The sequence below is a fragment of the Aestuariivivens sediminicola genome, assembly GCF_022662015.1.
GTDB classification, from domain to species: Bacteria; Bacteroidota; Bacteroidia; order Flavobacteriales; family Flavobacteriaceae; genus Aestuariivivens; species Aestuariivivens sediminicola.
On record NZ_JAKMCM010000003.1, the window covers coordinates 391,778 to 407,003 of the forward strand.

The following is a 15,226-nucleotide window of genomic DNA, read 5'->3' on the forward strand; positions in this document are numbered from 1 at the left end:
TGTGGTTATCGTATTTTTTCAAAGTTAGTTTACTGAATCCTAAATTACAATTATCACATCATTAATTGTCATATCCGGAGGCGCTGCGCTCTCGGTGTTTCTACCTTGATTTTTTATTTGTAAATGCGTACGATTTGGACGAAGTAAAGCAGTTGGTTTTAGATATTAAGAATGGGAATTTAAAACCCATCTATTTTTTGATGGGAGAGGAACCCTATTATATCGACAAGATATCAGATTTTATAGAGGATAATGTCTTATCTGAGGAGGAGCGTGGGTTTAACCAGGTGGTGCTTTACGGTCGGGACGTCACCATTGAAGATATTGTGAGCAATGCCAAGCGCTACCCAATGATGGCAGAATATCAGGTTGTGATCGTTAAGGAGGCTCAGGACTTATCACGTACCATCGAAAAATTAGTCTCCTATGTACAACATCCGCAGCCAACCACTATTCTGGTTATCAATTATAAATACAAGAAAATAGACAAGCGAAAGGGACTTTATAAAGCCATTAACAAGGCTGGTGTGGTTTTCGAAAGCAAAAAGCTCTATGAAAATCAGGTTGCCGATTGGATTCGACGTGTACTGTCCAACAAGAAATACACGATTACGCCCAAGGCGGCCCAAATGCTTGTCGAGTTTTTGGGCACGGACCTGGGTAAAATCAACAATGAACTGGAAAAGCTGCAGATTGTATTACCTGAGGGCAGTCAAATCACTCCGGAAGCTATTGAAGAAAATATAGGAATTAGTAAGGACTTTAACAATTTTGAGCTCAGAAAGGCCATTGGTCAAAAGGATGTCATTAAGGCATATCAAATCGTAAAGTACTTTTCCGAAAACCCTAAGGACAACCCCATAGTGGTAACCATTTCCTTGTTATTCAGTTTTTTTTCCCAGTTATTGCATTTTCACGGACTGCATGATAAATCCCCGCGCAGTGTGTCTTCGGCCTTAAAAATAAACCCCTACTTTGTGAATGAGTATATAACAGCGGCTAGAAATTATCCGATGAAAAAAGCCAGTGCCATTGTAGCCACCCTCAGAGAATTTGATGTTAAAAGTAAAGGGGTGGGCTCTAATGCGGTTTCTCAAGGTGACTTACTCAAAGAGTTATTGGTTAAAATCTTGTAAACCAAAAATGATCGGATACAGGGCTATTTTCACATAAAAACCAATACTGTCATCATTAGCATTGTAAACAGCGTAAGCACAATGAGGAGTGGTGTAACAAATTTAAGCCATCTGTTAAAGCCAACCTTGACGATGGCCAGGGAGGGAAGTATCAACCCGGTGGGATTAATGAAGGCAAAGAGGCCCATACCATATTGGTACGCATTCACAACAACCTCACGGCTTACACCAATGCCATCCGACAATGGGGCCATTATTGGCATGGTTAGGACGGCCATTCCGGATGACGAGGGTATAAAAAAGGATAGGCCGCTATACACGAAGATCATCGCATTGGCAAATATCCCTTTGTTCATGTTGTCCGTCAATTGACTGCCATAGTAGAGCATCGTGTCGCTTATCAGACCATTATCCATGAGTACCGAAATGCCACGGGCGATACCTATAATTAATGCCACACCAAGCAAATCGCCAGCTCCCCGAACAAAGACATCAACAAATTCAGATTCTTTAATATGGGAAATCAGGCCAATTAATACAGCGCCAACAAAAAAGACACTGGTCATTTCAATAAACCACCAGCCCAATCTGGAAACCCCATAGATCATAACAATAAAACAGGATATGAAAATAAGGAGTATGAATCGCATCCGATGATTCAGTTTTGCATTTGAATGCACTACAGTTCCAAAAAGCTGTTCAATTTCAGTTTTCTGATTGTAAATGATAGATACTGAAGGATTTTGTTTGACACGTCTGGCATATCGCAGAATATAAATTAAACAGATCGCCGTACATAAGACGAACATGACAAGTCTGAAATTTAAACCCGCAGTCCAATTGATCCCGGCAGCATCTGAAGCAATAATGGAACTAAAAGGGTTAACCGTGGAGCACATGGTGCCGACACTGGATCCCAGGTAAATCGATGCCAAAGGGACCATGGCATCGTATTTTGCGGCTAGAAAAACGGGAATAAGAATCGGGTAGAAGGCAATGGTCTCTTCGGCTAAACCAAAGGACGTTCCTCCAAGCGCGATTAAAAAGGTAACTGAAATAATAAGCCAGTATTCTCTTCCCCTTAATGTCACAGATAACCAGGAAATTCCCGCTTCAAAGGCACCTGTATGGTTAATGATGCCAATTAAACCACCAATGATGAGAACAAGAAAAATAATATCAGAGGCCTCAATAATACCCTGTATGGGCGATTTTATCAGTGCTATCAGTCCCTGAGGTCTGGATTCAAGTCTTTTATAAGTATTCGGAATGCCAATGGGTTTCCAGAGATCGCCACTGGTAAATTTTTCCAAGGGAATCTTAATTTGTAAACTGTCTAACGTGTTTTGTGTAGCCGGAAGCACAACTGTTGTCGAGGCAGCTGTTTTGAGAAATGTGTTTTCAGTTTTATTGTAGGATAGGGTATCATATTGTCCTGCCGGGACCATATAGGTCAGTAAGGCAACACATCCGGCAATAATTAACAAAATACTCTGGGCAGTAGGAAATTTTAAATTTTTCAAAGGAATACATTTTTGCAGAACTAAATATAAGATTATTTTAGTCTGATATAAGAAATTATGTATGAATGTTGCTATAGAAACGAGCTGGAAAATATACCTGGAGGAGGAATTTAGCAGACCTTATTTTGGTCAGTTGGCTGAGTTTGTTAGAAACGAATATCGAAATTATACTTGTTACCCTCCCGGCGGACTCATTTTTAATGCCTTTAACCAGTGTCCCTTTAGTGATACCAAGGTCGTTATTATTGGTCAGGATCCTTATCATGGGAATGGTCAGGCAAATGGGCTTTGCTTTTCGGTGAATGAAGGTGTGACGCACCCGCCTTCCCTGATTAATATTTTTAAAGAAATTGAATCTGATTTGGGACTTCCATACCCCAAAAGCGGTAATCTCTTGCGATGGGCCAATCAAGGTGTACTTTTATTGAATGCTACCTTGACAGTCAGGGCCAACCAGGCCGGAAGTCATCACAACAAAGGGTGGGAAACCTTTACCGATACTGTGATTAAAACAATCAGTGAACAAAAACAGGAACCTGTCGTGTTTTTACTGTGGGGCGGCTATGCGAAGAAAAAACAATCCTTAATCAATACGGCAAAACATCATGTTTTAACAGCCGGGCATCCTTCACCTTTAAGTGCAAACCGAGGCTATTGGTTCGGTAACCGGCATTTTAGTAAGACTAACTCCCTGTTGGAGCAAGCGTCTCTTCCGACAATACTTTGGTGAGTGTAGGTCGAATAACAACAGGTTTTTTACTTTCGGATGTAGTGACTTTCGTTGTTTTGGAACAACTGAAAAAGAGCAATAAAAAATTCAGCGCAACTAAGGCCAGAAGACAAATGGTAATAGTTAGAAACATAGGTAGTTGGGTTTAATTTGGTCGACAAAATACATAAAAATCAGATAAAATGCAAAAATTAAATGATTGATGTAACTTTATTACAATAATAATGAATAATTATTACATAATATGGGTCTGCATTAAGAAAATCATTAACAAACTTTTAACAGATAACGAGGTTAATCGGATGCTCAGAACATAGGTAAATGGTATCACCGTGTTGTGCTCCGTTCGAACTGTTAACAGGGGTAAAGTACTGCAGCGCCATGATCTGTTAAAAATTAGGGTCTGAACGTTTCGTGATTCCGATAAAGGAACAATTACAAAGCTGATATTGTAAAGTAAAATCAATAATTTATTTTAGCATCGGAAGGACGTTATTTATGAAATAAGAATTATTTTTGGTTAAAATAACACATATGAAAGAAGCGCATTGGGTTACCGCAAAAGAATACGAAGATATTACTTATAAAAAAAGTAATGGCGTTGCTAGAATAGCATTTAATAGACCAAATGTGCGCAACGCATTTAGACCGAAAACAACGAGCGAACTATACGATGCCTTTTATGATGCCAACGAAGATGTCAACATTGGAGTGGTGCTCTTATCGGCCGAAGGCCCGTCAACTAAGGACGGGGTATATTCGTTTTGTAGTGGAGGAGATCAAAAAGCAAGAGGGCATCAGGGCTATGTAGGCGAAGATGGCTACCATCGTCTCAATATTCTCGAGGTTCAAAGGCTGATTCGATTCATGCCAAAAGTAGTCATTGCCGTTGTACCGGGATGGGCCGTTGGTGGAGGACATAGTCTTCATGTGGTATGTGATTTGACTCTGGCAAGCAAGGAGCATGCGGTATTTAAACAAACTGATGCTGATGTAACCAGTTTTGATGGCGGTTATGGATCTGCGTATCTGGCGAAAATGGTAGGTCAAAAAAAGGCACGGGAAATATTTTTTTTAGGACGTAATTATTCTGCTCAGGATGCCTTTGAAATGGGGATGGTAAATGCTGTGGTACCTCATGATGAATTAGAATCGACAGCCTATGAATGGGCCCAGGAAATATTGGCAAAATCCCCTACTTCAATAAAAATGCTGAAGTTTGCAATGAATTTAACGGATGATGGTATGGTTGGTCAGCAGGTCTTTGCCGGGGAGGCCACACGTTTGGCCTATATGACCGATGAAGCGGTTGAAGGTAGAAATGCCTTCCTGGAGAAACGAAAACCTAACTTCGAAAAAAAATGGATTCCTTAATATGAAAAAGTCATTATTGTGGATATCCGCCATGCGTTTAAGGACGCTGCCCTTGTCGGTTTCAGGTATCCTATTGGCCTCGTGTTTGGCAGCCTATAACGGATATTTTGAATGGCCCATTTTTATACTTGCCATACTTACCACCTTGAGCTTTCAGATATTATCGAATATTGCCAATGATTACGGCGACGGCATTAAAGGTACCGATAACGAGGACAGGGTAGGTCCGGAGCGGGCTATTCAAAGTGGTAGAATAACACCCGATGAAATGTTTAATGCCATAAAGATAAATATACTCATCGCTATCGGACTTTCATTTTTACTGATTTTTACCGCTTTTGGTGTGAAGCATTTTTTTCTTACCCTATTATTTTTTCTTTTGGGAATCGCCTCCATTGCCGCAGCATTGCGCTACACCATCGGTACTAGTGCCTACGGATACAGAGCATTAGGCGATTTATTTGTTTTTATATTTTTTGGTCTTATCAGTGTTGCTGGTTGCTATGTGCTCTATGCCAAAACCATCGATCATGTGGTCTTTCTGCCAGCCTGTACCATAGGACTTTTGAGTGTGGCCGTATTGAACCTGAATAATATGCGGGATATGAAGTCCGATGAACTGTCAGGGAAGATTACCATGGCGGTTAAATTAGGACCGAAACAGGTAAGATTTTATCATTATGCCCTGGTCGTTATGGCTATTGTGCTTTCGGCATTGTTTGGTATTCTATATTACACCAATATTTTAAATTTTATTTTTATTGTGGCTTATATACCCCTGATTAGCCACCTTGTTAAGGTCAGTAAAACTGAAGCGTTACAGTTGTTGGATCCGGAATTAAAAAAAATTGCACTTTCCACCTTTTTATTGGCCATACTTATGGGTATAGGTCATTTATTATAATGAGACTTTCCGTATTGGATAGAGTGAAAGATTTTCCAAAAGGGCAATTTTTAATTTTAAACTAAAATCAGTATTTTTCTAAATAAAACTGTATCACAATGAAAATCACATATCTTGGACACGCGAGTTTGGGAATAGAAGTAAATCAGGTTTCTATTTTAGTGGATCCCTTTATTACAGGAAACCCAAAGGCTTCACATATCGATATTAACACCCTTAAAGCAGATTATATTCTGATTACGCATGCGCATCAGGATCATATTTTGGATGTTGAAGCTATAGCCAAACGTACCGACGCCGTGCTCATTTCCAACTTTGAAATTATTTCACATTTTGAAAAACTGGGATTGGAAGGCCATCCGATGAACCATGGGGGACAATGGGATTTTGAGTTCGGTAATGTAAAATATGTCAACGCCATTCATACCTCATCTTTTCCGGATGGAAGTTATGGCGGACAACCTGGAGGATTTGTAATTGAAGGGGAACACAAAAATATTTATATCGCCGGGGATACTGCTCTGACTTATGACATGAAATTAATCCCGTTACAAACTACATTGGATTTGGCGATCTTCCCCATTGGGGACAATTTTACCATGGGGATTGATGATGCCATTATGGCCAGTGATTTTGTGGGTTGTGATAAGGTATTAGGTTCCCATTATGATACCTTCGGTTATATAGAAATAGATCATGAAGAGGCCAAGCGTAAATTTTTTGATAAAAATAAGGATTTGATGTTACTGGACATAGGTTCCAGCATCGAATTGTAAATTGCGTTTCTTCAACCCGCCTTTTTCTTTAAAACCTGCGCATGTTTCTGTTGATAATAGGCCGACATCGCGCGGGATTAAATAAATAAAACCAGCTGTCTTATAGCGTTTTCTTTCCTGTACGACGAATTTTGGGCTTCACATTATAAATCGGATGTGTACCACAAGGCATGTCGGGAAATGGGGTCAGGTTTAATTGCGTTTATGGTTCTAAATTGCAAAATTAATTGAGTATTTTTGGAACCGTTATGACCGCCAGTTATAGAAAATACACCTTAGAATTCAAGCAACCCAGCGGTACTTCCAGGGGCATTTTAAGGACGAAGGATACGTTTTATCTCGTGCTGTTCGAGGACGATAAATTTGGTATCGGGGAATGTGGCCTGTTTAGAGGCCTTTCGATTGATGACAGATCAGATTATGAGGAAAAGCTTCAGTGGGTTTGTGATAATATAAATCTAGGCCGCGATAGTTTGACGATGGCGCTGGATGCGTTTCCCAGTATTCAAATAGGCCTCGAAATGGCCTTTAATTCGTTTCACGCTGAAAATCCCTACCTGTTATATCCGTCTGCCTTTACAGATGGACAGGATCATATCCCAATAAACGGCTTGATCTGGATGGGGAGCGAGGCATTTATGAAGCAACAGATAAAAAGTAAAATCGAAGCGGGCTTTTCCTGTTTAAAAATGAAAATTGGAGCTATCGACTTTCAAACTGAAGTTAATCTTTTAAAATCCATACGTAAGGAATATACCTCAGGAGATATCGAATTAAGGGTAGATGCCAATGGTGCATTCTCACCGGAAGAGGCACTGGAAAAATTAAAAATATTATCGGAGTATCAAATACATTCCATTGAGCAACCTATACAACAGGGGCAGAGGTATGAAATGGCCCGTTTATGTGAGTATAGTCCGTTACCCATTGCTTTGGATGAAGAATTAATTGGGGTTTTTTCTGTAACGGAACAACACAAATTGTTACAAACAATAAGTCCGGATTATATTATTTTAAAACCGAGCCTCATTGGTGGGTTTTTGGGAAGCGATATGTGGATACAATTGGCGGAGCAACAGGGTATAGGTTGGTGGATTACAAGTGCTCTGGAGAGCAATATAGGCTTAAATGCCATTGCGCAGTATACCTATACCAAATCAATTAAAAGACCTCAGGGCTTAGGTACTGGAGGGCTTTTTACAAATAATATTGAGTGTCCGTTACAAGTAAAAAATGGTACCTTGCAATATAATATTAAAAAGGACTGGATTTTCAATCTTAAAATGTTAAACTTAGATCTCTGAACTTAAAACTTATAATATGTACATAGGACAAGCATTTAAAGTATTACACGACTGGTGGCGCTATTTAATAGGTATTTTTATTGTGATTGGCGCTGTTTTAATTGGTCAATTGCCGTTTACAGCAGCAGTATTGTTTCAGGCCTTTAAGAATGGTGAAGGGTTAAGTGATTTGAATGAAACGCGTATGATGCAGTTGTTGGAGCCAAATTTAAATCTGTTTTTAATGTTGATTCCCTTTGCGGTTGGTCTGGTTGCGGTGCTTTTGGTGAGTAAATACCTGCACAAGCAATCTATAACCAATTTGTCAACCACGAGACCAAAAATCGATTGGAGTAGGTTTTGGTTCGTTTTCGTTCTTTGGGGTGTGACGTCTAGTAGTTTGGTGCTTTTGGACTATGGTTTTAATCCTGATCATTATGAACTTAATTTTAAACTGGTTCCATTTATTATTCTTTGTTTCATTGCAATTTTGTTGGTGCCCTTGCAAACGAGTTTTGAGGAGTATTTGTTCAGGGGCTATCTAATGCAGGGTATAGGCGTACTCGTCAAAAACAAATGGATACCCCTTGTGATAACCTCTCTTATATTTGGTTTATTGCATATTGCAAACCCGGAAGTGGATAAGCTCGGTCATGTCATTATGGTGTATTACATAGGGACAGGCCTGTTTTTGGGTATTATGACCCTGATGGATGAAGGTCTTGAGTTAGCACTTGGTTTTCACGCCGCCAATAATTTATTCACTGCGCTTTTGGTAACCGCAGATTGGACCGCATTTCAAACGCACTCCATTTTAAAGGATATGAACGATCCGGAAACGATGGGAATGGGTGAAATTTTTGTCCCTGTTTTTGTGATATTTCCTATTTTATTATTCATATTATCCAAAAAGTATAAATGGTCCAATTGGAAGGAGAAACTTTTCGGAAAAGTCGAAGTGATTCAAAATTCACGGGATGACATTGTGGAATGACGTCATCCTGAACCTGTGATATATGTATTCGGGATTGGTGATGTTTAAGGGATGATCTAATTTAAGTTTTACTTTTATGAGGCTTATAATCACGCTTTTTACAATTCTAATCGTACTGCTTGGCTGTAAAAAAGATGTTCACCAGGTAAGGTTCAAAGTTATGGCCTGGAACATTTTACATGGGGCCAATGATATCCCGAATGGCATTGCGCATGCTATCGATATCATAGAGGCCATCAATCCAGATGTCATATTGATGGTTGAAACCTATGGCTCAGGTAAAAAAATAGCTGATGCCTTAGGTTACAATTTTCATTTGATTGCGCCGGAAGGCACCGCATTGAACGACAAGCATGTGAATCTGTCCATCATGTCAAAATTTCCCTTTGGCAGAAGAATTGACACAGATTTTCCGTTTTATCTGGGTGGAAGAGAGGTTGTAATTGACCATCAAACGATTCGCTTTTTCTCAAATTGGTTTCATTATTTACCCTGGAATGATGCGCCTGAAACTATGGGCATGACCACTGAAGAACTATTAGTTTGGGAAAGGACATCGGGTACCCGATACGAAATGATTCAGAAGGTTTTACCAGAACTAAAGGCATATGCCGCTGAAACGGACTCTATTCCAATGGTCTTAGGTGGCGATATGAACTCTCCATCGCATTTGGATTGGTCCGAAAATACGGCCTCTATGCACAATAATTTAGTCGTACCATGGTATGCAACAAAAATATTAGAGGACATCGGATTAACTGATAGTTATCGGTTATTACATCCAAATCCAACAACCCATCCCGGGATAACCTGGGATACGAAAGGTAAAAGAGACGAACATAGAATTGATTACATCTATTTCAAGGGGCCCAAAATTAAAGCTCTGAAATCGGAATCATATAAAGCATTTTTAGGAGATACCTTAAGCATTAAAAATCAAGGCATACCTTTTCCTTCAGATCATGGTATTGTAGTAACCTCCTTTGAACTTACAAAATAGGAGCTACGACCTTATTATATGGGTTAGATTTGCCCTATTATTTTTTATAATTCTGAATCTTGAGGTAACGATGGCTTAAAACAGCTCCATAATTTTATTCTCCTTTTAAAATTCCTTAATTTCGAAGCACAAACACGTTTAAAGCCCATCTTTAGGTCTACGGAATGAACTGTTTTAAATTGATAAGCTTAAAATTACCATGACACCAGAATATAATAAAGTTCACAACAGGTTTAAACTCAATAATCATCACTATAATTTTAATGATTTAATGGAAGTGGCCTACAGTTTTGTAAAGGAAGGGGAACCATTCGAACGGGCCCTGGGTAATTTTTTACTGGACTGGCTTGACAACAACGATTTTCTTATCACCCAGACCTCGGGTTCAACAGGGTCACCCAAGAAATTGAAAATTAAAAAACAACACATGGTCAATTCGGCTATAATGACAGGTGATTTCTTTGGTCTGGAGCCGGGTAATACGGTATTGAGCTGTTTGCCATCCAATTTTATTGCGGGTAAAATGATGATCATCAGAGCTATTATCTTAGGAATGGAATTAGATTTAATCCGACCTTCTGCCTTTCCTTTGATAGATTATGAAAAGAAATATGATTTCTGTGCGATGACACCCATGCAGCTTAAAAACTTTTTGAAGTACAGTGATAATTTGAAAATTATAATTGTTGGGGGTTCGAAAGTGCCGCAATCCTTGATTGATGACATGCAACATGTGAAGGCCAATGTTTATGAAACCTTCGGGATGACTGAAACCATAACGCATATCGCAGTAAAAAAGTTAAATAATTTTAAAGACGGCGATATATCGAACGCTCACTTTAAGGTTTTACCGGATATAAAAATAAGTCAGGATAAAAGAGGCTGCCTGGTTATTGATGCACCTAAACTTTCGGATGATATTATTGTGACCAATGATATCATCAAACTTCATGACGATCGTTCTTTTGAATGGATGGGACGATATGATAACGTGATCAATTCAGGAGGTGTGAAGTTGCACCCTGAGAGGATAGAGTCTAAATTAAGGAGTAGGATAGAAGAACAATTTTTTATAGCCTCAGAGGATGATGATACACTCGGATCACGATTAATTTTAGTTTTGGAGAGTGACGCGAATACCTTGGATGAATCGGTATTCGAAGGTCTTGGAAAATATGAGGTACCCAAAAAGATATATACCCTGAATAAATTCATTCTAACCAAGTCTGGTAAAATACATCGAAAGAAGACTTTAGCATTGCTGTAATCATTGAAAAATAATTTAGAACAATGACCTTAATCTGAACGACGGAATTAAGGTAAAAAAACAGCAAAGCGATTACCATAAGAGCTTGGTGTTCTTTTATGCAAATAATCTTATTTCCTGTTGTCTTCTTAGTCTTACCGGTTTAATAATGGCTCAGTATTCCGTAAAGTTGGGATACTATTGCTGCATCTTAAGATAATAATCAGCAGAGTGTCTTCCCGAACCGTAAAAAATAAAAAAGATGGAAACCAAAAGTGTAATACTTGCCATGATCAAATTATTTACAATCATCTCACCGGCAAAATTAATAACTACGGCACCGATTAAAATAGGTATTTGAGCAAGAATAGCCCATCTCGTTAAAAGACCAAATGCAATTAATGTACCTCCAACAAAATGAGCTGGAGCAACATAATGCACAATGAGCATAACCCCCGTCATACTATTGAAAGGTTTGAAGAGATTCATAAGTATTTCAGAATCGGACATAAAATTAACCCCTTTGATAAATAAAAATACACCCAGGGCAATTCGCAGCAAATCAAGTGGCAAATAGGTGTGTGCATTTGCCCATTTGTTTAAAGATTTAATTGTTCCCATGACTAAAGTTGTTGATTTATACTTTAAAAGGTACGAAAAATCAATGGGAAACTAAAATCAAACTTGCAGGACACCCATGTTAAAGGATCGTTCAATTGGAGCATGATTAGCAGCTTCAATGCCCAAACTGAGCCATTTTCGCGTCTCTAAGGGATCTATTATGGCATCTGTCCATATGCGCGCCGCTGCATAATAAGGAGAAACCTGGTTGTCATAGCGGGCTTTTATTTTATTGAAAAGCTCCTCTTCCTTATCCGGTGTGATTTTTTCACCTCTTTTTTCCAATGTCGCTTTTTCAATTTGCAGCAATACTTTAGCCGCACTGTTACCACTCATCACCGCTAATTCTGCACTAGGCCATGACACAATAAGTCTCGGATCATAAGCCTTGCCACACATGGCGTAGTTTCCAGCGCCATAACTATTACCGACGATTACTGTAAATTTTGGTATAACCGAGTTGCTCACGGCATTTACCATTTTAGCGCCGTCTTTAATAATACCGCTGTGTTCACTCTTACTTCCAACCATAAATCCGGTAACATCTTGGAGAAAAACCAAGGGTATCTTTTTTTGATTGCAATTGGCAATAAATCGTGTGGCTTTATCCGCACTATCGTTATAAATCACGCCGCCAAATTGCAGTTCACCCTTTTTCGTTTTTACCATTTTACGTTGATTTGCGACGAAACCAACGGCCCATCCATCTATTCTGGCATAGCCGGTTATCAAGGTTTGTCCATACCCCGCTTTGTACTCCTCAAAATCTGAATTATCGACTAAGCGTTTAATAACCTCATACATGTCGTATTGGTCGGCTCTGGATTTTGGGATAATCCCGTAGATTTCTTCAGGATTCTCTTTGGGTTTCATAGGAAGGGCGCGATTAAATCCTGCAGGATTATAATCACCAATCTTATCTACAATATTTTTGATGGTATCTAAGGCATGTTTATCGTTTTTTGCTTTGTAATCCGTTACTCCGGAAATTTCACAGTGCGTCGTGGCACCTCCTAAGGTTTCATTATCAATAGTTTCACCAATAGCTGCCTTGACCAGATAACTTCCCGCAAGGAATATGCTTCCTGTTTTGTCTACAATCAGAGCTTCATCGCTCATAATGGGTAAGTAGGCACCACCGGCAACACAGCTTCCCATTACCGCTGAAATTTGGGTAATACCCTTGCTACTCATAACGGCATTATTCCTGAAAATACGTCCGAAATGCTCTTTATCCGGAAATATTTCGTCCTGTAAGGGTAAATATACCCCCGCTGAATCGACTAAATATATTATAGGTAATTTGTTTTCGATGGCTATTTCCTGGGCTCTTAAATTTTTTTTACCTGTAATGGGAAACCATGCACCCGCTTTAACCGTAGCATCATTAGCAACTACGATACACATTTTCTTCTTGATATAGCCTATTTTTACAACGACACCACCAGAAGGACACCCGCCATGATCGCTATACATATCATCTCCTGCGAAAGCCGCAATTTCAATAGAGGGGGTACCCTCATCGAATAGATAGGCAATGCGCTCTCTTGCAGTCATTTTTCCTTTAGCGTGATGTTTTTCAATTCGCGATTTTCCACCACCCAATTGTAACTTATTAAATTTCGATTTTAAATCGGAAAGTAATAACTTATTATGGTCTTCATTTTTGTTGAAGTTTATATCCATGCGGTAATTAGTTTGTTGCTAATGTACAAAAGTTTCAAATTTTTAATTCGATTATGTTAACTAAATCATAAAATAATTAACATGGTATTATTTACCTTGGTAAATAAAATTATTTATACTATCTTTGCGTAATAAAATAATAGCACAAATGAATAGAATTATAGCTTTTGCAGGGAGTAACAGTCAAAACTCCATCAATAAACAGTTGGCAACATATGCTGCGAGTTTAGTAGAACAATCTGAAGTTGAGGTTTTAGATTTGAACGATTATGAGTTACCTATTTTCGGTGTTGATCTGGAAAGGAAACTCGGTGGTCAGCCTGAGAACGCCCACAGATTCCTGGATCAACTAAGAAAGGCCGACGGTCTTATTATTTCTTTGGCCGAGCACAACGGTGCTTATGCAGCAGTTTTTAAAAATTTGTTGGACTGGATGTCGCGGATTGAGGGTAAAACTTTTTTAGGGAAACCTATGTTGCTCATGGCAACATCGACCGGTGGTCGAGGAGGTAAGTCTGTATTGGAAATTGCTGAAAGCAGATTTCCGAGACATGGTGCGCATATCATTGAGACCTTTTCACTGCCTTCCTTTAAGGATAAGTTTGAAGATGGAAAAATAACAGATGTCGATTTAAATAATGCGCTAATCGGCAAAATAAAAAAGTTTCAGGCATCCTTGGAGGCAGTTATTGAATCCTAATACCATTTTTAGATTGTAAAGTTTAATCGTATGGGGAATATTTCAGAAGATATAAAATCAACCTTTCAAAATAATAGGACGAAGGCCTTATTGAATATCATATACACTGCGAATTGGATTAATACGAAACGCAATGCATTTTTTAAGCCCTATGGAATATCACCGCAACAGTACAATATCTTAAGGATTCTGAGAGGTGCAAAGAAACCACTGAAAGTACAGACTGTCAAAGATCGTATGTTAGAACGATCACCAAATACGACGCGGCTCATGGATAAACTTTGTGACAAACAGTTGATCAAACGAATACCCTGTCCAACCGACAGACGTGTTGTACACGTTAAAATTAGTGACTCGGGTTTAAGTCTCTTAGAAGAGATTGACGCGCACTTGAGTCATGATTACATTGACAAGTTAACAGAAGAAGAAGCATCTCAGTTAAGTGATCTTCTTGATAAAATGAGATAAACATTTAAGACAAAGGAAACATTAAAATGAAAACGGTAGTTCATAAATCAGATAGCAGGGGTTACGCAAACCACGGGTGGTTACAGGCCAATCACTCTTTTAGCTTTGCCAATTTTTATAACCCAGAGAAAATTCATTTTGGGGCACTTCGAGTCCTTAATGACGATGTGATAGCACCAAAAATGGGCTTTGGTACCCATCCGCATGATAATATGGAAATAATAACCATTCCATTAAAAGGAGTCCTGAAGCATAGAGATAACATGCACAATACCTGGCAGCCTATACTGCCCGGAGAAGTACAGGTTATGAGTGCAGGCACCGGTGTTCAGCATTCAGAAATCAATGGTTCTAACGATGAGCATTTAAGTTTGTTCCAGATTTGGATCATCCCGAATAAGCAACACGTGGCACCGCGATATGATCAAAAACAATTTAACGCATCAGATCGAAAAAATAAGCTCCAAATATTGGTAACTTCTATGGATCAAGATCATGAGGGGAGTTTGAAAATTCATCAGGATGCAGTGATTTCAAGAATAGATTTAGATAAGGGCAAGTCATTTGAATATGAAATAAAACATCCGAATTCCGGTGTTTATGTGATGAATATTCATGGTCTTGTTCGTATTGATGAGCATTTGTTAGAAACACGCGATGCGGTCGGAATTACAGAAACAGATAGGTTCACTTTAAATGCGGAAGACGATTCTGGTCTACTGTTCATTGAAGTTCCTATGCATTTTTAAGATGTGATACCATTTATTACCATTAAACATCCGATA

General features: G+C 38.9%; 15 protein-coding genes. 12 read left to right on the forward strand and 3 right to left on the reverse strand.

Annotation, left to right across the window (positions count from 1 at the left end; translation table 11 throughout):
• Window positions 1–134 precede the first annotated feature (134 nt).
• Complete coding sequence (gene holA / locus MR041_RS09330) at window positions 135–1,136, forward strand: DNA polymerase III subunit delta (protein WP_242093346.1); 1,002 nt, start codon at window positions 135–137, stop codon at window positions 1,134–1,136.
• Window positions 1,137–1,165: 29 nt separating this feature from the next.
• On the opposite strand, the gene MR041_RS09335 is transcribed toward holA, so the two are convergent.
• Complete coding sequence (locus tag MR041_RS09335) at window positions 1,166–2,659, reverse strand: YfcC family protein (RefSeq protein WP_242093347.1); 1,494 nt, start codon at window positions 2,657–2,659, stop codon at window positions 1,166–1,168.
• A 61-nt stretch (window positions 2,660–2,720) separates the two neighbouring features.
• Between MR041_RS09335 and ung the strand changes: the two genes are divergently transcribed.
• The 8 genes from ung (at window position 2,721) to MR041_RS09375 (ending at window position 10,987) form a co-directional block, all read left to right on the forward strand.
• Window positions 2,721–3,389 (forward strand): uracil-DNA glycosylase, encoded by a 669-nt coding sequence (ung, locus tag MR041_RS09340; RefSeq protein WP_242093348.1) that lies wholly within the window; start codon window positions 2,721–2,723, stop codon window positions 3,387–3,389.
• Between the two features lie 534 nt (window positions 3,390–3,923).
• The gene (locus MR041_RS09345) at window positions 3,924–4,763 is read left to right on the forward strand and encodes a 1,4-dihydroxy-2-naphthoyl-CoA synthase (RefSeq protein ID WP_242093349.1); all 840 of its coding nucleotides are present in this window, start codon (window positions 3,924–3,926) and stop codon (window positions 4,761–4,763) included.
• A gap of 1 nt (window position 4,764) precedes the next feature.
• Entirely contained in the window at window positions 4,765–5,667 is a 903-nt protein-coding gene (menA, locus tag MR041_RS09350; protein WP_242093350.1) for a 1,4-dihydroxy-2-naphthoate octaprenyltransferase, read from the forward strand.
• Between the two features lie 98 nt (window positions 5,668–5,765).
• Entirely contained in the window at window positions 5,766–6,443 is a 678-nt protein-coding gene (locus tag MR041_RS09355) for a metal-dependent hydrolase (RefSeq protein ID WP_242093351.1), read from the forward strand.
• A 248-nt stretch (window positions 6,444–6,691) separates the two neighbouring features.
• Window positions 6,692–7,747 (forward strand): o-succinylbenzoate synthase, encoded by a 1,056-nt coding sequence (locus MR041_RS09360; RefSeq protein ID WP_242093458.1) that lies wholly within the window; start codon window positions 6,692–6,694, stop codon window positions 7,745–7,747.
• A 16-nt stretch (window positions 7,748–7,763) separates the two neighbouring features.
• Window positions 7,764–8,720, forward strand: coding sequence for a CPBP family intramembrane glutamic endopeptidase (locus MR041_RS09365; protein ID WP_242093352.1), 957 nt, complete (start codon window positions 7,764–7,766; stop codon window positions 8,718–8,720).
• 76 nt (window positions 8,721–8,796) lie between these two features.
• On the forward strand, window positions 8,797–9,720 hold the full coding sequence (locus MR041_RS09370; RefSeq protein WP_242093353.1) for an endonuclease/exonuclease/phosphatase family protein: 924 nt from the start codon (window positions 8,797–8,799) through the stop codon (window positions 9,718–9,720).
• Between the two features lie 199 nt (window positions 9,721–9,919).
• Window positions 9,920–10,987, forward strand: coding sequence for an AMP-binding protein (locus MR041_RS09375; RefSeq protein WP_242093354.1), 1,068 nt, complete (start codon window positions 9,920–9,922; stop codon window positions 10,985–10,987).
• A 177-nt stretch (window positions 10,988–11,164) separates the two neighbouring features.
• On the opposite strand, the gene MR041_RS09380 is transcribed toward MR041_RS09375, so the two are convergent.
• Together MR041_RS09380 and MR041_RS09385 are read right to left on the reverse strand one after the other, a co-directional pair.
• Window positions 11,165–11,587 (reverse strand): DoxX family protein, encoded by a 423-nt coding sequence (locus tag MR041_RS09380; RefSeq protein ID WP_242093355.1) that lies wholly within the window; start codon window positions 11,585–11,587, stop codon window positions 11,165–11,167.
• 57 nt (window positions 11,588–11,644) lie between these two features.
• The gene (locus MR041_RS09385) at window positions 11,645–13,273 is read right to left on the reverse strand and encodes an acyl-CoA carboxylase subunit beta (RefSeq protein ID WP_242093356.1); all 1,629 of its coding nucleotides are present in this window, start codon (window positions 13,271–13,273) and stop codon (window positions 11,645–11,647) included.
• 148 nt (window positions 13,274–13,421) lie between these two features.
• On the opposite strand from MR041_RS09385, the gene MR041_RS09390 reads away from it, so the two are divergent.
• Genes MR041_RS09390 through MR041_RS09400 form a run of 3 tightly spaced genes read left to right on the forward strand, consistent with a single transcriptional unit; the run spans window position 13,422 to window position 15,190 of the window.
• On the forward strand, window positions 13,422–13,973 hold the full coding sequence (locus MR041_RS09390; RefSeq protein ID WP_242093357.1) for an NADPH-dependent FMN reductase: 552 nt from the start codon (window positions 13,422–13,424) through the stop codon (window positions 13,971–13,973).
• A 30-nt stretch (window positions 13,974–14,003) separates the two neighbouring features.
• A complete protein-coding gene (locus MR041_RS09395) occupies window positions 14,004–14,441 on the forward strand; it encodes a MarR family winged helix-turn-helix transcriptional regulator (RefSeq protein ID WP_242093358.1) in 438 nt (145 codons plus the stop codon).
• Window positions 14,442–14,467: 26 nt separating this feature from the next.
• Window positions 14,468–15,190 (forward strand): pirin family protein, encoded by a 723-nt coding sequence (locus tag MR041_RS09400; protein ID WP_242093359.1) that lies wholly within the window; start codon window positions 14,468–14,470, stop codon window positions 15,188–15,190.
• Window positions 15,191–15,226 lie beyond the last annotated feature (36 nt).

Coding starts and splice junctions, on each gene's coding strand:
- MR041_RS09400 (WP_242093359.1), top strand. CDS start 14,468: ATGAAAACGGTAGTTCATAAATCAGATAGCAGGGGTTACGCAAACCAC.
- MR041_RS09360 (WP_242093458.1), top strand. CDS start 6,692: ATGACCGCCAGTTATAGAAAATACACCTTAGAATTCAAGCAACCCAGC.
- MR041_RS09345 (WP_242093349.1), top strand. CDS start 3,924: ATGAAAGAAGCGCATTGGGTTACCGCAAAAGAATACGAAGATATTACT.
- ung (WP_242093348.1), top strand. CDS start 2,721: ATGAATGTTGCTATAGAAACGAGCTGGAAAATATACCTGGAGGAGGAA.
- MR041_RS09375 (WP_242093354.1), top strand. CDS start 9,920: ATGACACCAGAATATAATAAAGTTCACAACAGGTTTAAACTCAATAAT.
- menA (WP_242093350.1), top strand. CDS start 4,765: ATGAAAAAGTCATTATTGTGGATATCCGCCATGCGTTTAAGGACGCTG.
- MR041_RS09395 (WP_242093358.1), top strand. CDS start 14,004: ATGGGGAATATTTCAGAAGATATAAAATCAACCTTTCAAAATAATAGG.
- MR041_RS09385 (WP_242093356.1), bottom strand. CDS start 13,273: ATGGATATAAACTTCAACAAAAATGAAGACCATAATAAGTTATTACTT.
- MR041_RS09355 (WP_242093351.1), top strand. CDS start 5,766: ATGAAAATCACATATCTTGGACACGCGAGTTTGGGAATAGAAGTAAAT.
- MR041_RS09365 (WP_242093352.1), top strand. CDS start 7,764: ATGTACATAGGACAAGCATTTAAAGTATTACACGACTGGTGGCGCTAT.
- MR041_RS09380 (WP_242093355.1), bottom strand. CDS start 11,587: ATGGGAACAATTAAATCTTTAAACAAATGGGCAAATGCACACACCTAT.
- MR041_RS09390 (WP_242093357.1), top strand. CDS start 13,422: ATGAATAGAATTATAGCTTTTGCAGGGAGTAACAGTCAAAACTCCATC.
- MR041_RS09370 (WP_242093353.1), top strand. CDS start 8,797: ATGAGGCTTATAATCACGCTTTTTACAATTCTAATCGTACTGCTTGGC.